The organism is Pseudomonas azotoformans (genome assembly GCF_900103345.1).
Lineage (GTDB): Bacteria > Pseudomonadota > Gammaproteobacteria > Pseudomonadales > Pseudomonadaceae > Aquipseudomonas > Aquipseudomonas azotoformans.
The window spans coordinates 2,529,015-2,545,665 of record NZ_LT629702.1; the positions used below are offsets into that span (position 1 = coordinate 2,529,015).

Genomic DNA, 16,651 nt, shown 5'->3' on the forward strand with positions numbered 1-16,651 from the left:
AACGCCCAATTGCGTGCCAGCGGGACTATGATGCAGCCCTACTAGACACTGATTTGTCCGAGTTGAAAAATTATGCGAATTATTTCAGATGAAACTGAACACCGAGAAAAGCGGCGCAAATATTTGCGCAAGATTCTCCAACGTGCAGGCCGCGCTTTGTCGACCGAGGAGTTGCATCAAGAGATGCTCGAATGGGCGGACGGTACCGCCAATCCGAGGACAACTCGGCGTGACCTGTTTGAGTTGAAGGCGGAAGGGTTTGTAGAAAAAGTACCCGAAGAATCAGGACAGCGACGCAGAGCGCATCGCTGGAAATTGGGCAAGGGCAGTTTTGACTTGGCGCTTTCGCCGCAAGAATCGATGACCCTTAGCGCTATTTTCCAACATGCTGAACGCTTCGGTTTCTGGATGGACACGAAAGAGCTTACAAAGCTGCGCGAGTACGCGGCCTGGGAGCTGAAGTCTCGATCAGCCCGGCATTTAGTCGCCGAGGGTCGCATCATCACTGGCACGCGGTTCACTGTGCTGGAGCATGGGCAACATGACCATGAGCACCTCAAGCTCATACAAGGTGCAATGATCGACGATCATAGCCTGACCGTGCGTTATAGACCTCGAGATGCCAACGGCGTGGAGTGCTCCTACCTTCTGAAACCGCTCGCGCTCGCGTACCAGGACAGCAACATCTACCTGTCAGCATTTGTAGCAAAGGAGACCTGGCATGGAGAGGCGCCCGATCCTGGCTTGCCAAGAGGAAAGTACAGCAGCAACGGGATTGGTAAAACCTGTGCGCTGATGTTGCATCGGATGGTGGACGCGCGGGTGGCGAGGGATGCTATCCAAGAACCTGAAGGCTATGACGTTCGATCCATCGAGGTTCAGCGAGACCTAATTTCTGTCCACGCGAACGAGACGATAGAGTTGGTGTTGCGGTTGAAGGAGAACCTTCACAATCGCCTTACGGAAAACGCGCTTGCGGCGAATCAACAGGTCGAAAGAGATGGCGATAGATGGTTGCTGCGGTGTGAATTGCTCGACACTCAGGGTCTTAGATTATTCCTGATGAGCAATGCCGCAGACGTCGAAGTCGTGTCGCCCGCGCACCTTCGCTGTCATGTCCGCGAGCAACTCGAAACAGCGCTATCGCAGTACACGTGCTGAAATCGACTGGAAAGGCTCCCGGCATCTGGCGCAAATTTTGTACATTCTAGCCCTACGCCAATGGTGGCTGGCCAAACCTCGCGCTCGGTCAACGCCTCTATGCTAGTCCGTTTTAACGGTCCAGGGCTGAATGGATGCCAATACAGCGGATCGTGGAGGTAATCCCTCTAAAGTCTGGAGGGTGTGCCCATTTTGGAAGCGATTGAGCGACGTAACGAACGGTTCGCATCGCAATGGTGTCATTGGTTTTTTTGCGCCCAACCCGACAAGCCAGAAAGGAGCATTTGTCAGACCGGCGGCAACTGGACGCGCGCCCAGCAAGCAGAAGCTATCGGCCACTAGCAGACGCTCCTGCACTGAATATTTCAACTATCCGCCAAGCGATACAGCGCTTGAACGTGGCAACTGTGCTGTGGAATTCAATAAACCTTCACATCGTAGCCCAGTGCTCTCAACGCCTTGCTGGTGCGACCGTTGCGCGGTGGGACCACTTCCGGCCGGGCCCAGCCGATCACCTCGGCTAGAGAATTCAGGCCATAGCGTGGGATGCTGTACTCCCAGTCGCGCCCAGCATGGTACAGGCGCAACCAGATCTCATTATCTTGCCCTTCGTAGAGCACATGGTGGAGTAGTTTACGAACATCCCATCCCTTGCGGTTGCGCTGACGCAGGATGAGTTCGGCAAAGGGCCGCACACGTGACTCCCTGTCCAGCGTCTTCAGCTCAGGAAAGCCAAGCTCGGCGGTTGGCACTTTTATTATGTGCTCCATGGTCGCGTGGGTGTTGCGACACAGGACGGCGAATTCCTCACTAGATAATTCGAGCACCCTGTCCCGGGCCAGCAACTCACGCACCGCCGGTGCACTCTCATAAAGCGCGTAGTCTTCGTACGATGGCGCTTCCAACAAAGACTTCCACCACCTCAGTTCAACCTCCAGTGCAGCCTGCGGGTTGGCCCGATGGCTTTCGTGGAAGTCCTCGTATGGCTTGCGCTGGGCGTCGCCGACATGATTGTAATAGTAACCATGCAGAAATTGATCGACATGCCAAGCACTTGGGACATCGGCACTCACCCATTTGGGTCGGTAGTCACCCAGTTGTTGCTGGATGCTCTGCAGAATACCGAGCGTTTCTAACCACTCCTGCTTGAAATTGTCCTTCCGTCGGTCAAAGGCGGCCTTCTCTTGGACAAAGCTCGGCCCTTCCCATTCGGGATGGCTGCGCTTCTTGCGCGACTCGTCGTAGATGCCCTTGTTCCAGAGGTTGAAGCGCTCCATTTCAGCGATGTAATCCGCCGAAATAGGGATGGTCACTTCCAGTTCATGCAAGTAGTCGAAGAGGTCTTCCAACTGGTTGTCCATGCCATTTGCGAGCAACTCGTCCGCCGTCAGGAAAACTCCCGCTTCAATGTTCGTAAGCCACCCATTATCGGTATGGTTGGCCGAGCCAATATAGGCGCCGTAACCTTTCCACCAAATAACCTTGGGGTGGAAGCGGTCGGGGACAAAGCGCGTAAATACATTGTCTTTCTGATGCTTGAACAGGCGCTTGAGCAGCTCTACCGAAACAGGCACGGTGTGGTCGTAGCGCATCCATAGGTCCAGACGCAGCTTGTTATTGACGCAATGGCCGACCAGATCTTGGGTGATATCGGATGCACTACTGCCATAGGCCACGGCAGCCAATACGCCATCTATCTCGACCTCGGCCCCAGGTAATAGGTCGCGCAGGTGTACCCCGTTAATTCGATTGGCGATGAGCTTCATGTCGACTCCTTTCAACGTATTGCGTTGGACAATGCGCACACGACGCTACTATATCCGTTCAATCACAAATTGAGCGGTAAGCGACCGCCCAACTCACCTTGCGCAAGTCAGTCCGGTATCCACCGACGTGGCAGCAACTGATCAATCTCACTTACTCGCTGCGTCTGCAGCCGCGTCAGCACATCCTTGAGACAAGCATACGGGTCGTGCCCATTAATGCGCACTGACTGGATCAGGCTCATGATCCGCTGCTGAAGCTTATCCGAAGTAGGCGCATACCTTTTGCCAGACTTAATGGCCTTCCGATATCACTTTCGTAATAATCCTCTCAAGAAACGCGCATCGCCGCCGATGCGTTCGGATTGGACTGCCTCCATGCAGGGTCAGGCGCCACCTCGGCGACCTATCTGAAGGATGAGATGACATGGAAACGAAAGAGACCCTCGAACAGGGTGTTCTGTATGCTCAGGCTGGCTTCAACGAACTGCAGAACCAGTTCCTGACCGATGCATTGGATCAGTACTCGGTGATGCTCAAGCAATCGATCACAAGAAAAGACGGTGAGTATGCAAACTGGGCCCTGGACAAGCAGCAGGGCCGAATCGCAGAAGCTCACCACGCGGGCTCGTACAACATCGAAGCAGCCGGCAAGGGAGCCAACAACCACCGAGCCACGTTGGACGTAGGGCGACATAACGATCCAGTCACCGACATTCGCATCAACACCCCCGATGGCTCTAAGGACTATCAACTCAAGTTCTACAAGACTGCAGAGGAAAGCACCAAAGCCATCAACCACGGTGATTATCAGGACGTAGGCAAAATCGTCCCGGAGGAGCAGCTCGCTGACGCCCGAATCGTTGCCAAAGACGAGGCGACCAACAACGCCCAGAAGCGGCCGGAGGTAAGCGAGAACTACAAGAAGACCTCAGAAACCCTGGATGACTCGATCCATTCGGACGATCGCCCCGACATAAAGAGCAAGCCACTCAAGCGCCGCGGCAAAGGCAGCTCTGAGGAACTCGTCAAAGAGACCACCAAAGAAGGCAAAGGTCCCGAGTACGCAGAGAAAGATCGCGTGCGTGCTGAGTTCAATCGCATGCAATACGCGAATGCAGCCAAGGCTGGGGCAATCGGTGGCGCCACGCTAAGCGCCGCCTCCGAGCTACTTGGCATCATGCGCAGCGATGAGCCCCTCACGATGGAGCAGTGCTATGAGGCCGCCGAGCGTATTGTTCTGAGCTCGATCAAGGGGGCCGGTAATGCCGTCCTGGTCACTGGCATTCAGCACCTTGGCCAGAACCTGATCGACAGCGCCTCGCACACCGTACTCAAGAACGCAGGCGGCCACCTGATTAAAGGCAACGTAGCTTCGGCTGTCACCAACATCGCGGTGAGCCTCGGCCAGAACATCTACAAGTTCTCGCGAGGCGAAATCGACAGCCTGGAGTTCGGTGGCTCAATGATCAGCACCACGGTATCGGTGGTGGGCGGGTCCTTGGCGTACAGCGCAGGCACCGCGACGGCGACCTTCCTGGGCCAATGGGTGGCCTCCGAGATCGCCTCCACAGCTCTGTTTGGCACCACACTTGGAGCCCTTGGCCCAATTGCGCTGGGGGCCGTATTCTCGATTGGGTTCTCCTTCGCTGTCTCTGCTTATGTTGGCCACTTCGCCGGCCAAGGTAAAAAACTGGCGATGGAGGACATGCAGGCTGCGATGTCCCAGCTCACCAACGGCTCAATCAACCTATCGCAGTACGCGGGGTTGGTCGGAACGATGTCCGAGTTCAAGTTCGAGTGGAAGGACATGCTGCCGTTTTCCGGCAGTATCTCGGTATTCTCGGAATACCGTGCTCGCAAAGGTCAACTTATGGCCGTGCAGAAGCAGATCGAGAAGCAGATCGCCAGCCTACCTTCCCAAGAGGCAGAATCCCTCTATCAGCTTAAGGCCAGCTACCAGCAGAAAATTTTGCAGATCGAGGAGGACTACGAGCGTCAGCGCCAAGAGATCACTTGGCAGGCGGGGGAGCGCTACCAGATGCTGAGCAAAGACCTGAACGCTCACCTGGAGCTTCAGTTCCTCCTGTTCACCCCAATCAAGAACACCCTTCTCGGCGAGCGCAAGGCGCTCCAGGCTGCCGGTACCGAACAGCAACTCGAACAGGCGCGCATGGATGCCTATCGCGAGGAGCTCAAAACGCTGCAGCAATCCCTTGAAGCGACTGCATTCGGGGGTGGTGACACCGACAAAATCGCACGGACGATGCTGGCCACGATCGATGTCCGTCTCACGGACGTGCTGCCTGAGCAGACGTCGTGGGATCAGGCCTACGAATTTTTTGTGCGCCCGTAGTGCAAGGAGCCCAGAATGCTAAAGAAACTTGTCCATTACTTCACCAGCCGTAGCCTGGATAAACATCTGCAAAAAACGCAGTGCATGATCGATGAGTATGAGCGCGAAGCTGCGGCTAGCCAGGCCCGGGTTAAAGCTCAAGCCGACGCGTACAAATTGCAGATCCAACAGCTCGCCAAGCTGCGCGAGGAAGAGCTCAAGCAGTATGTTGAGTTCCTCAACGATCACATCGAGAAGACCACGGACTACATTGACCACCTCAAAGACCTCCCGCAGGCTATGTTCCTGTGTATCGAGGCATGGTTGCGCAAGAACATCAGCGAGCTGCGCTGGAATCTTGAGAGAGACAAAATCCAGGTCATCCGATCCACGATTTCGTACCTGGATGAGCTCAATCAAGAGATGATCCGGCTTTCGCGCGCCGAGGAACGCCGCACCTGGCAAGCACAAATTGCGGATCGTCCGCCTCGCGTCACAACCCCGGAGATAAACAAGCTCGTCAAACAGTTTGCAAGAGATGCCAAGTCCGATGCCAAGGACTATGAGCGCGATCTGAGCCGTATCAAAAGCTATCAGAGCAAGCTGCGAAAGCAGCTAAGTGACCTCCGAATTTCCACCTCCGCGCTCAAGGCAGAGAAGGAACGAAACAGTGAGCAACACCAGCTCGTGAGGCAGCGTGTGAAGAACCTCTACGAGCAGTGCGGTACCAAATTCAGAGCACTGCAGGATATTTTCGAAAACTACTACCAGTTCTTGGACAGCGAGTCGCCACTGGCCAACCTGTGGATTTCACAAATGCCCAATGGCGGCACGCTCAGTGAAATCAATCAGGTGCTCATCGATACGAGGCCCGATTGGGAAGACGCCAAGCGCAAGACATCAGACCTCAAACATCGTAAAGCGATTATCCAAACGCGCATCAAGTGGGCTCATGACTTTCAAGAGTTTTCCACACTCGACGCGGACAAGGCAGCGCGCTCGGAGATTTTCCATTCGCTGGCAGCCGCTCGCGAACACCAGGACAACTTCTACGTAGCCCGCCAGGTGTTCACATTTCGCCGCGATGAAATCAAGAAACTCATGGGCTGGATCAACGACCTTCACCCCTCAAAAACCATCGAGCAGGTATTCACCTTGCTCGCGCGCGACGACGCAGACATCTACTGGCCAGCGATCGGCCTGGCGACCAAGTCAGTACGTCACCCAGCAAGGAGGCAATAGTGAGCACATCAAGCACAATGCGCGTGAAGCTCAGCTTCCAATGGGGCGCCTGGCAATTCAGGGAGTGCTTCATCGCCATTTCCGAAGCCGTACGACAGGGCTACACCACCAACGATGAGCTGATCAACGTCCTGCCCCAATTTACGGTCAACCGCCTCGTCTTGGGTTTGGACAAACTGCTCGCAGCGGAGATGGCCCACCTCAACATGGACACGCTCTCCATCAATGATGACATGCGCATCGTCGAGGCACTCGCGGCTGGCCAGGTACTTGAGTTGCCGCTGAGCATCGAGCAACTGGAACGAAACGACTCACTGCTGAGCAAGATTCTGATGGGCATTGGCGTACGAAACCCGGCGGGTGCATTGTCGCTCTTGAAGCCAAAAGTTGAGGGGGTCTGAAATGACATCCAAAGAGCACTTCAACAAGGGTGACCTGAGCACATCCCCCTCCCCTGTCTCACCGGCACCCGACCTCATCGATCACATCGACGACTGGCTGGAGTACCTGGTCAAGCTCGTCGAGATCACAGCCGATCCGATCACCCGCGCAAAGTATGAACGGCAGATCAAGTACATCCTGCGATTCCGCAGTGGTGCTAACTGCAACGTCGCTCACAACAACATCTTGGCCAAGTATTACACCGAGGCGGCAGGATCCGGAGACGATGCATCGGGCAGCAAATCGGCTGAGAAAACCCACGCTACCGCTCGCAAAACGAAGGTAGGTGCTGAGCTTGCCGAACTGGGCCTGCACCATTCGATGGCTATTCACGCCACGGCACCGGTGCAGGAGTGCTACCTGGCTGACATCTATGCCTACTCCCAAATCCAGAAAGCCCTGGCTGGCGAAGACATCTTCTTCCTTCAAGGGCCTCCAGGTACCGGTAAAACCACCGCAATCGTGGAGATCATCCTCCAGACCCTGCGCAGCAAACCCGACGCGCGAATCCTCATCAGCTCCGAAACACACGTCGCGGTCGACAACGCTCTTGATCGCCTGACCACTCACCTTTCAGTTGCCGATATGTCCATGGTGATGCGCTACCCACGCTTCGTGGTCTCCACCCTGGAAAACCCAGCCTCCATCGAAGTCCAAGCGCTTGATCGGGCTGATGCCGTATGGAGAGATGCGTGGGAGAAAGCGCCGGAGCTCACAGAGCGTTTGTGGCAAAAGCTGGATCGCGGACGCACGAACAGCGATGGGAGTATCGAACTTCCTCGGTGGTTGGTGCGCAACCTCGCCGACCGGCATCAGATCATCGGCGTGACCTGCAACCAGGTGGATCACTTAATCGACAAGGACAGTGACATGTTCGACCTGGCCATTGTCGATGAGTGCTCCAAAGCCACCCTGCCCGAGTGGCTCATGGCACTCACAGTGGCCCGCAAGTGCGTGCTGGTGGGCGACCATAAGCAGTTGCCACCGACCTTCTGCAAGGAAGAGTCTGCCGCCCTCTCGGCACTCGACAAGGCCCAGGAGAAGCTCATCAGAGGCGGCGTCATCGAGCGCATCTTCGAGAACTTCCCCGAGCACATGAAAGGCACGCTGCTCAAGCAGTACCGGATGCTGCCAGAGATCGGCAAATTCATCTCCAAGCACTTCTACAACAACGGCCTCGATCACAGCCGCACGGAGGGTAATGGCCTGTTCGAGCAATTCGCCTGGCTGACCTACGACTCCAAGGGGTACTTCGTCCCCCCTGAACGCGGAGAAGAGGAAAAGACATTGATCAACCAGCGCGAGATTCAGATCATCGTTGATCGCCTGACGACGATGTGTGAGCAAATCAGCGAAGCAAAGTCTGCTGTGATTGCTGAAGCCTCAGCCCGCGGCGATACCGTGGGCTCCGGTGATGTGATGATGGATGCCAGCACCACCGTTCTTCAAAGCGAAGAGTCCAGGCCCTACTTCAGCGACGGCAAGCGATTGAGCGTAGCAGTGATCACGCCTTACCGCGCACAGTGCAGGCAGCTCAAGCTCGCCCTGGGCAAACTCGATTTCCGCGAGCATCTGACAATCGAGGTAGATACCGTCGATGCGTTCCAAGGGCGTCAGGCTGACGTCGTCTTCTTCTCGTTCGTGCGTACCGTCGGGCCCGCCACGTTCTATGCAGACGACCGACGCATGAATGTCGCCATCTCCCGGGCCAGAGACTGTGTCTACCTGGTGGGAAGCATCGAATACATCCGAAGCAAGAGGCTGCCGGCACTGACAGCGCTTGTGGGAAGACCGGTGATTTCTATGGTTGGATGAATCAGGCCGCGCAAGCCACGCTCTCAACCGCAGCCTACCCTGGTCACGCGGTTTCAGGTGGATCGATAGGGGCTCAGAGTCGAATGCATGGGCTTCGAGCCCCAGATCTTCTAGCCCCGATTTGCTGACATTTCGTCTTATAGGGTTATTGGGACTTCTCGGTTAGCGCGGCCTCCCCACAGTCAAAGCTGGAGACTGCTGACGGGCCGTAATTAAGGTCCCCTCAACCCCCATCGCCGAACTTACTGCGGTGGGGACTCCGGCACCCAGAAATCTCGCGCCCATTTTCTTTGAAACAGACGAGGATTCCATCCAAAGCCAGTCGTTTTGTAGGGGTAAAAATACTTAAAAATAAAAAGGGTCGCGAGATAAAATGTCGCAACCCTTTGATTTATATGGTCGGGACGGAGTGATTCGAACACTCGACCCCTAGCACCCCATGCTAGTGCGCTACCGGACTGCGCTACGCCCCGACTAGGCGTGTTACTGGATTTGCTTCTTGACGAAGCGAACCGGAATATACCGCAAGCTTTTGAAATGTGGAAGTATTTTAAAAGCCGGAATTACTTTTTCAGCACCACCAGCACATCTTCGAGTTCGGCGATCATCTGGCGGATCATTTGTTTGTATTGGGTGGTGTCGTCTTTGGCTTCATCACCGGACATACGCTGGCGCGCGCCGCTGATGGTGAACCCCTGATCGTAGAGCAACGCGCGGATCTGTCGGATCATCAGCACATCCTGGCGCTGATAATACCGACGGTTCCCGGTGCGTTTGACGGGGTTGAGTTGAGGAAACTCCTGCTCCCAATAGCGCAGCACGTGCGGTTTTACCGCACAAAGCTCGCTGACTTCACCAATGGTAAAGTAGCGTTTGCCTGGGATGACGGGTAGCTCGTCGTTATGACTTGGTTCCAGCATAAGCCTCAACTCGGGCCTTCAACTTCTGCCCTGGACGAAAGGTGACCACACGGCGAGCCGTGATCGGGATTTCTTCTCCCGTTTTCGGATTGCGGCCAGGCCGCTGGCGTTTGTCCCGCAGGTCAAAATTGCCGAAACCGGACAATTTGACCTGTTCGTTGTCTTCCAGAGCGTGTCTGATCTCTTCAAAAAACAGCTCGACCAATTCCTTGGCCTCGCGCTTGTTCAGACCCAACTCTTCGTACAGACGTTCCGCCATCTCAGCTTTCGTCAAAGCCCCCATACGTCACTTCCTTAACGTGGCGTTCAACCTTTGTTCGAGCGAGGTGAGGATATTTTGTGTCGTGGTATTCACCTCATCGTCATTAAGAGTGCGCGATGGATGCTGCCAGGTCAAGCCAACTGCAAGGCTTTTTCTATGCGGATCAATACCTTTACCCTGATAGACGTCAAATAGCCTGAGGTCTGTCAGCCATTCCCCTGCATTTTCACGGATTACATCCAGAACGGCAGTGGCGGCTACTTCACGGTCGGCGATCAGCGCCAGGTCACGACGCACTTCAGGGAAGCGCGACAACTCGCTGAATTTAGGCATCTTGCCCGACGCAACTTCAGCCAAGACCAGCTCAAAAACGAAGACCGGACGGTCCAGGCCGAGGGTTTTCGACAGTTCAGGGTGAATCGCGCCGATGAAGCCCACCAGGCGACCTTCACGCTCGATGCGTGCAGTTTGGCCAGGGTGCAACGCAGGATGGCTGCCTGGCACGAAGGTGAACGCGTCCAGCGCACCGGCAAAGCCCAGCACCGCTTCCACGTCAGCCTTGACGTCGAAGAAGTCCACGGCATCGCGGCCCTGCGCCCAACCTTCGGGCAGGCGGCTACCGCAAACAACACCGGCCAACATCGGCTCTTGCTTCAAGCCATCCAGTTGACCAACGAAACGCAGGCCACTTTCGAACATGCGCACACGGTCTTGCTGACGGTTCAGGTTATGGGAAAGTGCTTTCACCAAGCCTGGCCACAGGGACGAACGCATGGCTGCCATGTCATTGGAAATCGGATTTGCCAGCAACAGCGGCTCGACGCCCGGGTTGAACAATTCGAACTGCTTCGGATCGATGAAGCTGTAGGTCACCGCTTCCTGATAACCACGGGCAACCAGCAGGCGACGCAGCTCAGGCAAATGCGCACGCGCCTCAGCCTTCGGTTGCGGCGCCAGGCGTGCTTGCGGGTAACGAACCGGCAGGCGATTGTAACCGTACAGGCGAGCCAGCTCTTCGATCAGGTCGACTTCCAGGCTGATATCAAAGCGATGGCTTGGTACTTCAACGGTCCACTGCCCTTCCCCGCCGGCAGAAATACCCAGGCCGAGGGCGGACAACAGTTGCTCGATTTCAGCCGGCGCGATCACCAGGCCAAGCATCTGCTCAACGCTTTTGGCGCGCAGGGTGATCGGCGCAACGGACGGCAGGAACTGCTCATTGACGGTTTCGGTGATCGGACCGGCTTCGCCGCCGGTGATTTCCAGCAGCAGGCCAGTGGCGCGCTCCATGGCTTCACGGGCGAGGTTCCAGTCCACGCCACGCTCGTAGCGGTGCGACGCATCGGTGTGTAGACCATAGGAACGGGCCTTGCCGGCGATAGCGATCTGGTCGAAGAATGCGCTTTCAAGGAATACGTCGCGAGTGGTCGCAGATACGCCGCTGTGCTCGCCACCCATCACGCCGGCAATCGCCAGGGCGCGGGAGTGGTCGGCGATGACCAGGGTATCGGCACGCAGGCTGACTTCCTGGCCATCGAGCAGCACCAGCTTCTCGCCTTCTTCGGCCATGCGCACGCGGATACCGCCATTGATTTCGGCAAGGTCGAACGCATGCAGCGGTTGACCCAGCTCCAGCATCACGTAGTTGGTGATGTCGACGGCCGCGTCGATGCTGCGCACGTCAGCACGGCGCAGGCGCTCAACCATCCACAGCGGGGTTGGCTTGGACAGGTCGACGTTACGGATCACACGCCCCAGGTAACGTGGGCAGGCGTTGGGTGCCAACACGTCGATCGGACGTACTTCGTCGTGCACGGCAGGTACAGCAGCAACGACCGGACGAGTGACCGGGGCGTTGTACAACGCCCCCACTTCACGCGCCAGGCCGGCCAGGGACAGGCAGTCGCCACGGTTCGGGGTCAGGTCGACCTCGATGCTGGCGTCTTCCAGCTCCAGGTAAACGCGGATGTCCTGGCCCACTGGCGCGTCGGCCGGCAGCTCCATCAGGCCATCGTTGCCCTCACCTACCTGCAGCTCGGCCTGGGAGCACAGCATGCCGTTGGACTCAACGCCACGCAGCTTGGCTTTCTTGATCTTGAAGTCGCCCGGCAGCTCGGCACCGATCATGGCGAACGGGATTTTCAGGCCCGGGCGCACGTTGGGCGCTCCGCACACGACCTGGAAGGTATCCGCGCCATTGCTGACCTGGCATACACGCAACTTGTCGGCATCGGGGTGTTGCTCGGTGCTCAGCACCTCACCCACTACCACACCACTGAAAACACCGGCGGCCGGGGTAACGCTATCGACCTCAAGACCGGCCATCGACAGACGAGCAACCAGCTCGTCGCGATCTACCTGCGGGCTTACCCAGCCACGCAGCCATTGTTCACTGAATTTCATCCTGCTCTCCTAAAGATTCGTTACGACTAGCGAAATTGCGCGAGGAACCGCAAGTCGTTGTCGAAGAACAGACGCAAGTCGTTCACGCCGTAACGCAGCATTGCCAGACGCTCAACGCCCATGCCGAAGGCAAAGCCCGAGAATTCTTCCGGATCAATACCGGACATACGCAACACGTTCGGGTGAACCATGCCGCAGCCCATCACTTCCAGCCAGCCGGTTTGCTTGCACACTCGGCAGCCTTTACCGCTGCACATCACGCATTCCATGTCGACTTCAGCGGATGGCTCGGTGAATGGGAAGAACGATGGACGGAAACGCACCGCCAGTTCCTTCTCGAAGAACACCCGCAGGAACTCTTCGATGGTGCCCTTGAGGTCGGCGAAGTTGATATCGCGATCAACCAGTAGGCCTTCGACCTGGTGGAACATCGGCGAGTGGGTGATATCGGAGTCGCTGCGGTACACACGGCCTGGGCAGACGATGCGGATCGGCGGTTTGTTCGCTTCCATGGTGCGGACCTGTACCGGCGAGGTATGGGTGCGCAACAGCATGTTCGCGTTGAAATAGAAGGTGTCGTGCATCGACCGGGCCGGGTGGTGGCCAGGGATGTTGAGCGCCTCGAAGTTGTGATAGTCGTCCTCGACCTCGGGGCCTTCGGCGATGCCGTAGCCGATGTGGGTGAAGAACTGTTCGATACGTTCCAGAGTCCGGGTGATCGGATGCAGACCGCCCGAGGCCTGGCCACGACCAGGCAGGGTTACGTCAATGGACTCGGCGGCGAGTTTGGCCGCTAGATCGGCCTCCTCCATGGTCGCCTTGCGCGCATTGAGCACCTCTGTGACACGCTCCTTGGCGACGTTGATCAGCGCACCGACTTGCGGACGCTCTTCAGCCGGCAAATTTCCCAGGGTCTTCATCACCTGAGTCAATTCACCCTTTTTGCCAAGGTAGTGAACCCGGATTTGCTCCAGGGCATTTACATCTTCAGCGCTTTGCACAGCCTCGAGGGCTTGAGCGACGAGCGCGTCCAGGTTTTCCATGTACAGACTCCAGATACAAAATAGGGGAAGAGCTTGAAGGCTCTTCCCCTATTTATGACGTTTAACACCTTGGGCTACAGCGTAACCCAGGGTGACTGTCGGGGGTACTTAAGCCAAGGTGGCTTTAGCTTTCTCGACAATCGCAGCAAACGCCGCTTTTTCGTTCACTGCCAGATCAGCCAGAACCTTACGGTCGATCTCGATGGACGCTTTTTTCAGGCCGGCGATGAAACGGCTGTAGGACAGACCGTTAACACGTGCACCAGCATTGATACGAGCGATCCACAGAGCGCGGAACTGACGTTTTTTCTGACGACGGTCACGGTAGGCGTATTGGCCTGCCTTGATTACCGCTTGCTTGGCAACACGGAATACGCGTGAACGCGCGCCGTAGTAGCCTTTAGCAAGTTTCAGAATTTTTTTGTGACGCTTACGGGCAATGACGCCACGCTTTACACGAGCCATGAGTTACTTCCTCTATTCTTGATCCAAAAATTAACGAAGGCGCAGCATGCGCTCGACTTTTGCCACGTCAGACGGATGCAGCAAGCTGCTACCGCGCAATTGACGCTTACGCTTGGTCGACATTTTGGTCAGGATGTGGCTCTTGAAAGCGTGCTTGTGCTTGATACCGTTAGCAGTTTTCAGAAACCGCTTAGCAGCACCACTTTTAGTCTTCATCTTTGGCATGTTCGGATACTCCGCATTCAGTTGATAAACATAATCAGAAGGCCTGCCGTGCCCTGTTGATTACTTCTTCTTTTTCGGGGCGATGACCATGATCAGCTGGCGTCCTTCCATCTTAGGATGCTGTTCGACCGAACCGTACTCGAGCAGGTCAGCTTCAACCCGCTTGAGGAGTTCCATCCCCAGCTCCTGGTGGGCCATCTCACGGCCGCGGAATCGCAAGGATACCTTGGCCCTGTCCCCATCACTCAGGAAACGTACCAGGTTGCGCAGTTTTACCTGGTAATCCCCTTCCTCCGTCCCTGGACGAAACTTGATTTCTTTTACTTGAATCTGCTTCTGGTTCTTCTTCGCCGCAGCAATCTGCTTCTTCTTCTCGAAGATCGACTTGCCGTAGTCCATCACCCGGCAAACAGGCGGGACTGCGTCGGCGGAGATTTCCACCAGGTCCAATTTGGACTCTTCAGCGATACGAAGCGCTTCATCAATCGAGACGATGCCAATCTGCTCGCCGTCAGCGCCAATTAACCGAACCTCGCGTGCCGAGATATTCTCGTTGATCGGGGCTTTCGGTGCAGCTCGTTTATCTTGTCTCATTTCACGCTTAATAATAATTACTCCGAATCTGGGCGACCACGCCGGGAAACCGCTTGCGCGAGGAACTCAGCGAACTGGGCGACGGGCATCGAGCCCAGGTCAGCACCTTCACGAGTACGCACAGCGACAGTCTGCATCTCGACTTCCCGATCTCCGATAACCAAAAGATAGGGAACCTTGAGCAAAGTATGCTCGCGGATTTTAAAGCCGATCTTTTCATTTCTCAAGTCGGACTTGGCACGAAATCCGCTTTCGTTGAGTGTTTTTTCAACTTCAGCGGCAAAATCTGCCTGTTTATCAGTGATATTCATGATCACTGCCTGGGTCGGAGCCAGCCACGCAGGGAACGCACCCTCGTAGTGCTCGATCAGGATCCCGACGAACCGTTCGAACGAGCCAAGGATCGCCCGGTGCAGCATAACCGGGTGTTTACGGCTGTTGTCTTCGGACACATATTCGGCGCCCAGGCGGATCGGCAGGTTAAAATCGAGCTGCAGGGTACCACACTGCCAGACGCGGCCAAGGCAATCTTTCAGCGAGAACTCGATCTTCGGACCGTAGAAAGCGCCCTCGCCCGGCTGCAGATCGTACGCAAGGCCCGCACTGTCGAGCGCTGCGGCCAGTGCTGCTTCGGCGCGATCCCAAAGCTCGTCGGAACCGACGCGCTTTTCCGGACGAGTGGACAGCTTCATTTCGACTTCGGTGAAGCCGAAGTCGCGGTATACATCCATGGTCAGCTTGATGAACGCGGCGGACTCGGCCTGCATCTGCTCTTCGGTGCAGAAGATGTGCGCGTCGTCCTGGGTGAAGCCACGCACGCGCATGATGCCGTGCAGTGCACCCGATGGTTCGTTACGGTGGCAGGCACCAAACTCGGCCAGGCGCATCGGCAACTCGCGGTAGCTCTTCAAGCCCTGATTGAACACCTGCACATGGCAAGGGCAGTTCATTGGCTTGATGGCGTAGTCGCGGTTTTCCGACTGGGTGGTGAACATATTGTCGGCGTAGTTGGCCCAGTGCCCGGATTTCTCCCACAGGCTGCGGTCAACGACCTGCGGAGTCTTGATCTCCAGATACCCATTTTCGCGCTGAACTTTGCGCATGTATTGCTCAAGCACCTGGTACAGGGTCCAGCCGTTCGGGTGCCAGAACACCATGCCCGGCGCTTCTTCCTGCAGGTGGAACAGGTTCAGGCGCTTGCCGATCTTGCGGTGGTCGCGCTTTTCAGCTTCTTCGATGCGCTGGATGTAGGCCGCAAGCTGCTTCTTGTCAGCCCAGGCGGTGCCGTAGATCCGCTGCAGTTGCTCGTTCTTAGCGTCGCCACGCCAGTAGGCGCCGGACAGCTTGGTCAGCTTGAAGGACTTGAGAAAGCGTGTGTTCGGCACGTGGGGGCCACGGCACATGTCGACGTATTCTTCGTGGTAGTACAGCCCCATGGCCTGCTCGTCCGGCATGTCTTCCACCAGACGCAGCTTGTAGTCTTCGCCACGGGCGGTGAACACGTCGATCACTTCGGCGCGCGGCGTGACCTTCTTGATCACGTCGTAGTCTTTTTCGATCAGCTGGTGCATGCGCTGTTCGATGGCCGCCAGGTCGTCCGGAGTGAAAGGACGCTCGTAGGCGATGTCGTAATAGAAGCCTTCATCGATGACCGGGCCGATCACCATCTTCGCGGTTGGGTACAGTTGCTTGACCGCATGGCCAATCAAGTGCGCGCAAGAGTGGCGAATGATCTCCAGCCCCTCTTGATCCTTGGGCGTGATGATTTGCAGGCTGGCATCGGAGGTGATCAGGTCGCTGGCATCGACCAGCTTGCCGTCGACCTTGCCGGCCACGGTGGCCTTGGCCAGGCCTGCACCAATGGATGCGGCGACCTCGGCTACGGAAACCGAATGATCGAATGAACGTTGACTGCCGTCGGGAAGAGTAATAGTTGGCATGGCGCCTCCTCTCCTAGTGGTGACCCCTACCAAAGGTCACGT

At 56.5% G+C, this 16,651-nt stretch carries 14 protein-coding genes, 1 tRNA gene and 1 pseudogene; 5 read left to right on the forward strand and 11 right to left on the reverse strand.

Annotated features, from left to right (window positions below; genetic code table 11):
• Positions 1-72: 72 nt before the first annotated feature.
• A complete protein-coding gene (locus BLR69_RS11020; RefSeq protein WP_071492928.1) occupies positions 73-1,161 on the forward strand; it encodes a helix-turn-helix transcriptional regulator in 1,089 nt (362 codons plus the stop codon).
• 419 nt (positions 1,162-1,580) lie between these two features.
• On the opposite strand, the gene BLR69_RS11025 is transcribed toward BLR69_RS11020, so the two are convergent.
• Together BLR69_RS11025 and BLR69_RS11030 are read right to left on the reverse strand one after the other, a co-directional pair.
• Positions 1,581-2,927: a phospholipase D family protein gene (locus tag BLR69_RS11025; RefSeq protein WP_071492927.1), complete on the reverse strand. Its 1,347-nt coding sequence runs from the start codon at positions 2,925-2,927 to the stop codon at positions 1,581-1,583.
• Positions 2,928-3,034: 107 nt separating this feature from the next.
• Positions 3,035-3,226 (reverse strand): annotated as a pseudogene (locus BLR69_RS11030) (transposase domain-containing protein); the annotation flags it as partial.
• 125 nt (positions 3,227-3,351) lie between these two features.
• On the opposite strand from BLR69_RS11030, the gene BLR69_RS11035 reads away from it, so the two are divergent.
• From BLR69_RS11035 to BLR69_RS11050, 4 genes are read left to right on the forward strand one after another with little or no spacing between them, the layout of a single operon-like run.
• Complete coding sequence (locus BLR69_RS11035) at positions 3,352-5,280, forward strand: hypothetical protein (protein WP_071492926.1); 1,929 nt, start codon at positions 3,352-3,354, stop codon at positions 5,278-5,280.
• Between the two features lie 15 nt (positions 5,281-5,295).
• Positions 5,296-6,501 carry a hypothetical protein gene (locus tag BLR69_RS11040; protein WP_071492925.1) on the forward strand — a complete coding sequence of 402 codons (1,206 nt, stop codon included), beginning with the start codon at positions 5,296-5,298 and terminating at the stop codon, positions 6,499-6,501.
• Complete coding sequence (locus BLR69_RS11045; RefSeq protein ID WP_071492924.1) at positions 6,501-6,902, forward strand: hypothetical protein; 402 nt, start codon at positions 6,501-6,503, stop codon at positions 6,900-6,902. Before BLR69_RS11040 ends, BLR69_RS11045 begins: the two co-directional genes overlap by 1 nt.
• 1 nt (position 6,903) lies before the next feature.
• Positions 6,904-8,757, forward strand: coding sequence for a DEAD/DEAH box helicase (locus BLR69_RS11050; protein WP_071492923.1), 1,854 nt, complete (start codon positions 6,904-6,906; stop codon positions 8,755-8,757).
• A gap of 396 nt (positions 8,758-9,153) precedes the next feature.
• Here BLR69_RS11050 and BLR69_RS11055 read toward each other — a convergent pair.
• From BLR69_RS11055 to thrS, 9 genes are all read right to left on the reverse strand, one after another.
• Positions 9,154-9,230, reverse strand: a tRNA-Pro gene (locus BLR69_RS11055).
• A gap of 90 nt (positions 9,231-9,320) precedes the next feature.
• A complete protein-coding gene (locus BLR69_RS11060; protein WP_010209127.1) occupies positions 9,321-9,677 on the reverse strand; it encodes a MerR family transcriptional regulator in 357 nt (118 codons plus the stop codon).
• A complete protein-coding gene (gene ihfA / locus BLR69_RS11065) occupies positions 9,658-9,960 on the reverse strand; it encodes an integration host factor subunit alpha (RefSeq protein ID WP_002553164.1) in 303 nt (100 codons plus the stop codon). The genes BLR69_RS11060 and ihfA overlap by 20 nt, the downstream gene beginning before the upstream one ends.
• 3 nt (positions 9,961-9,963) lie before the next feature.
• Entirely contained in the window at positions 9,964-12,342 is a 2,379-nt protein-coding gene (gene pheT, locus BLR69_RS11070; RefSeq protein ID WP_071492922.1) for a phenylalanine--tRNA ligase subunit beta, read from the reverse strand.
• 26 nt (positions 12,343-12,368) lie between these two features.
• Positions 12,369-13,385 carry a phenylalanine--tRNA ligase subunit alpha gene (gene pheS / locus BLR69_RS11075; protein WP_010209123.1) on the reverse strand — a complete coding sequence of 339 codons (1,017 nt, stop codon included), beginning with the start codon at positions 13,383-13,385 and terminating at the stop codon, positions 12,369-12,371.
• 108 nt (positions 13,386-13,493) lie between these two features.
• A complete protein-coding gene (gene rplT / locus BLR69_RS11080; RefSeq protein WP_002553161.1) occupies positions 13,494-13,850 on the reverse strand; it encodes a 50S ribosomal protein L20 in 357 nt (118 codons plus the stop codon).
• A 30-nt stretch (positions 13,851-13,880) separates the two neighbouring features.
• Positions 13,881-14,075 carry a 50S ribosomal protein L35 gene (gene rpmI, locus BLR69_RS11085; RefSeq protein ID WP_002553160.1) on the reverse strand — a complete coding sequence of 65 codons (195 nt, stop codon included), beginning with the start codon at positions 14,073-14,075 and terminating at the stop codon, positions 13,881-13,883.
• 60 nt (positions 14,076-14,135) lie between these two features.
• Positions 14,136-14,687 carry a translation initiation factor IF-3 gene (gene infC / locus BLR69_RS11090; protein ID WP_169850653.1) on the reverse strand — a complete coding sequence of 184 codons (552 nt, stop codon included), beginning with the start codon at positions 14,685-14,687 and terminating at the stop codon, positions 14,136-14,138.
• Positions 14,687-16,609: a threonine--tRNA ligase gene (gene thrS / locus BLR69_RS11095; protein WP_071492921.1), complete on the reverse strand. Its 1,923-nt coding sequence runs from the start codon at positions 16,607-16,609 to the stop codon at positions 14,687-14,689. Before thrS ends, infC begins: the two co-directional genes overlap by 1 nt.
• Positions 16,610-16,651: the final 42 nt, after the last annotated feature.

Excerpts from the sequence above, each read along its gene's own strand:
- BLR69_RS11020 (WP_071492928.1), top strand. The coding sequence starts at position 73 with ATGCGAATTATTTCAGATGAAACTGAACACCGAGAAAAGCGGCGCAAA.
- BLR69_RS11025 (WP_071492927.1), bottom strand. The coding sequence starts at position 2,927 with ATGAAGCTCATCGCCAATCGAATTAACGGGGTACACCTGCGCGACCTA.
- BLR69_RS11035 (WP_071492926.1), top strand. The coding sequence starts at position 3,352 with ATGGAAACGAAAGAGACCCTCGAACAGGGTGTTCTGTATGCTCAGGCT.
- BLR69_RS11040 (WP_071492925.1), top strand. The coding sequence starts at position 5,296 with ATGCTAAAGAAACTTGTCCATTACTTCACCAGCCGTAGCCTGGATAAA.
- BLR69_RS11050 (WP_071492923.1), top strand. The coding sequence starts at position 6,904 with ATGACATCCAAAGAGCACTTCAACAAGGGTGACCTGAGCACATCCCCC.
- BLR69_RS11060 (WP_010209127.1), bottom strand. The coding sequence starts at position 9,677 with ATGCTGGAACCAAGTCATAACGACGAGCTACCCGTCATCCCAGGCAAA.
- ihfA (WP_002553164.1), bottom strand. The coding sequence starts at position 9,960 with ATGGGGGCTTTGACGAAAGCTGAGATGGCGGAACGTCTGTACGAAGAG.
- pheT (WP_071492922.1), bottom strand. The coding sequence starts at position 12,342 with ATGAAATTCAGTGAACAATGGCTGCGTGGCTGGGTAAGCCCGCAGGTA.
- pheS (WP_010209123.1), bottom strand. The coding sequence starts at position 13,385 with ATGGAAAACCTGGACGCGCTCGTCGCTCAAGCCCTCGAGGCTGTGCAA.
- rplT (WP_002553161.1), bottom strand. The coding sequence starts at position 13,850 with ATGGCTCGTGTAAAGCGTGGCGTCATTGCCCGTAAGCGTCACAAAAAA.
- rpmI (WP_002553160.1), bottom strand. The coding sequence starts at position 14,075 with ATGCCAAAGATGAAGACTAAAAGTGGTGCTGCTAAGCGGTTTCTGAAA.
- thrS (WP_071492921.1), bottom strand. The coding sequence starts at position 16,609 with ATGCCAACTATTACTCTTCCCGACGGCAGTCAACGTTCATTCGATCAT.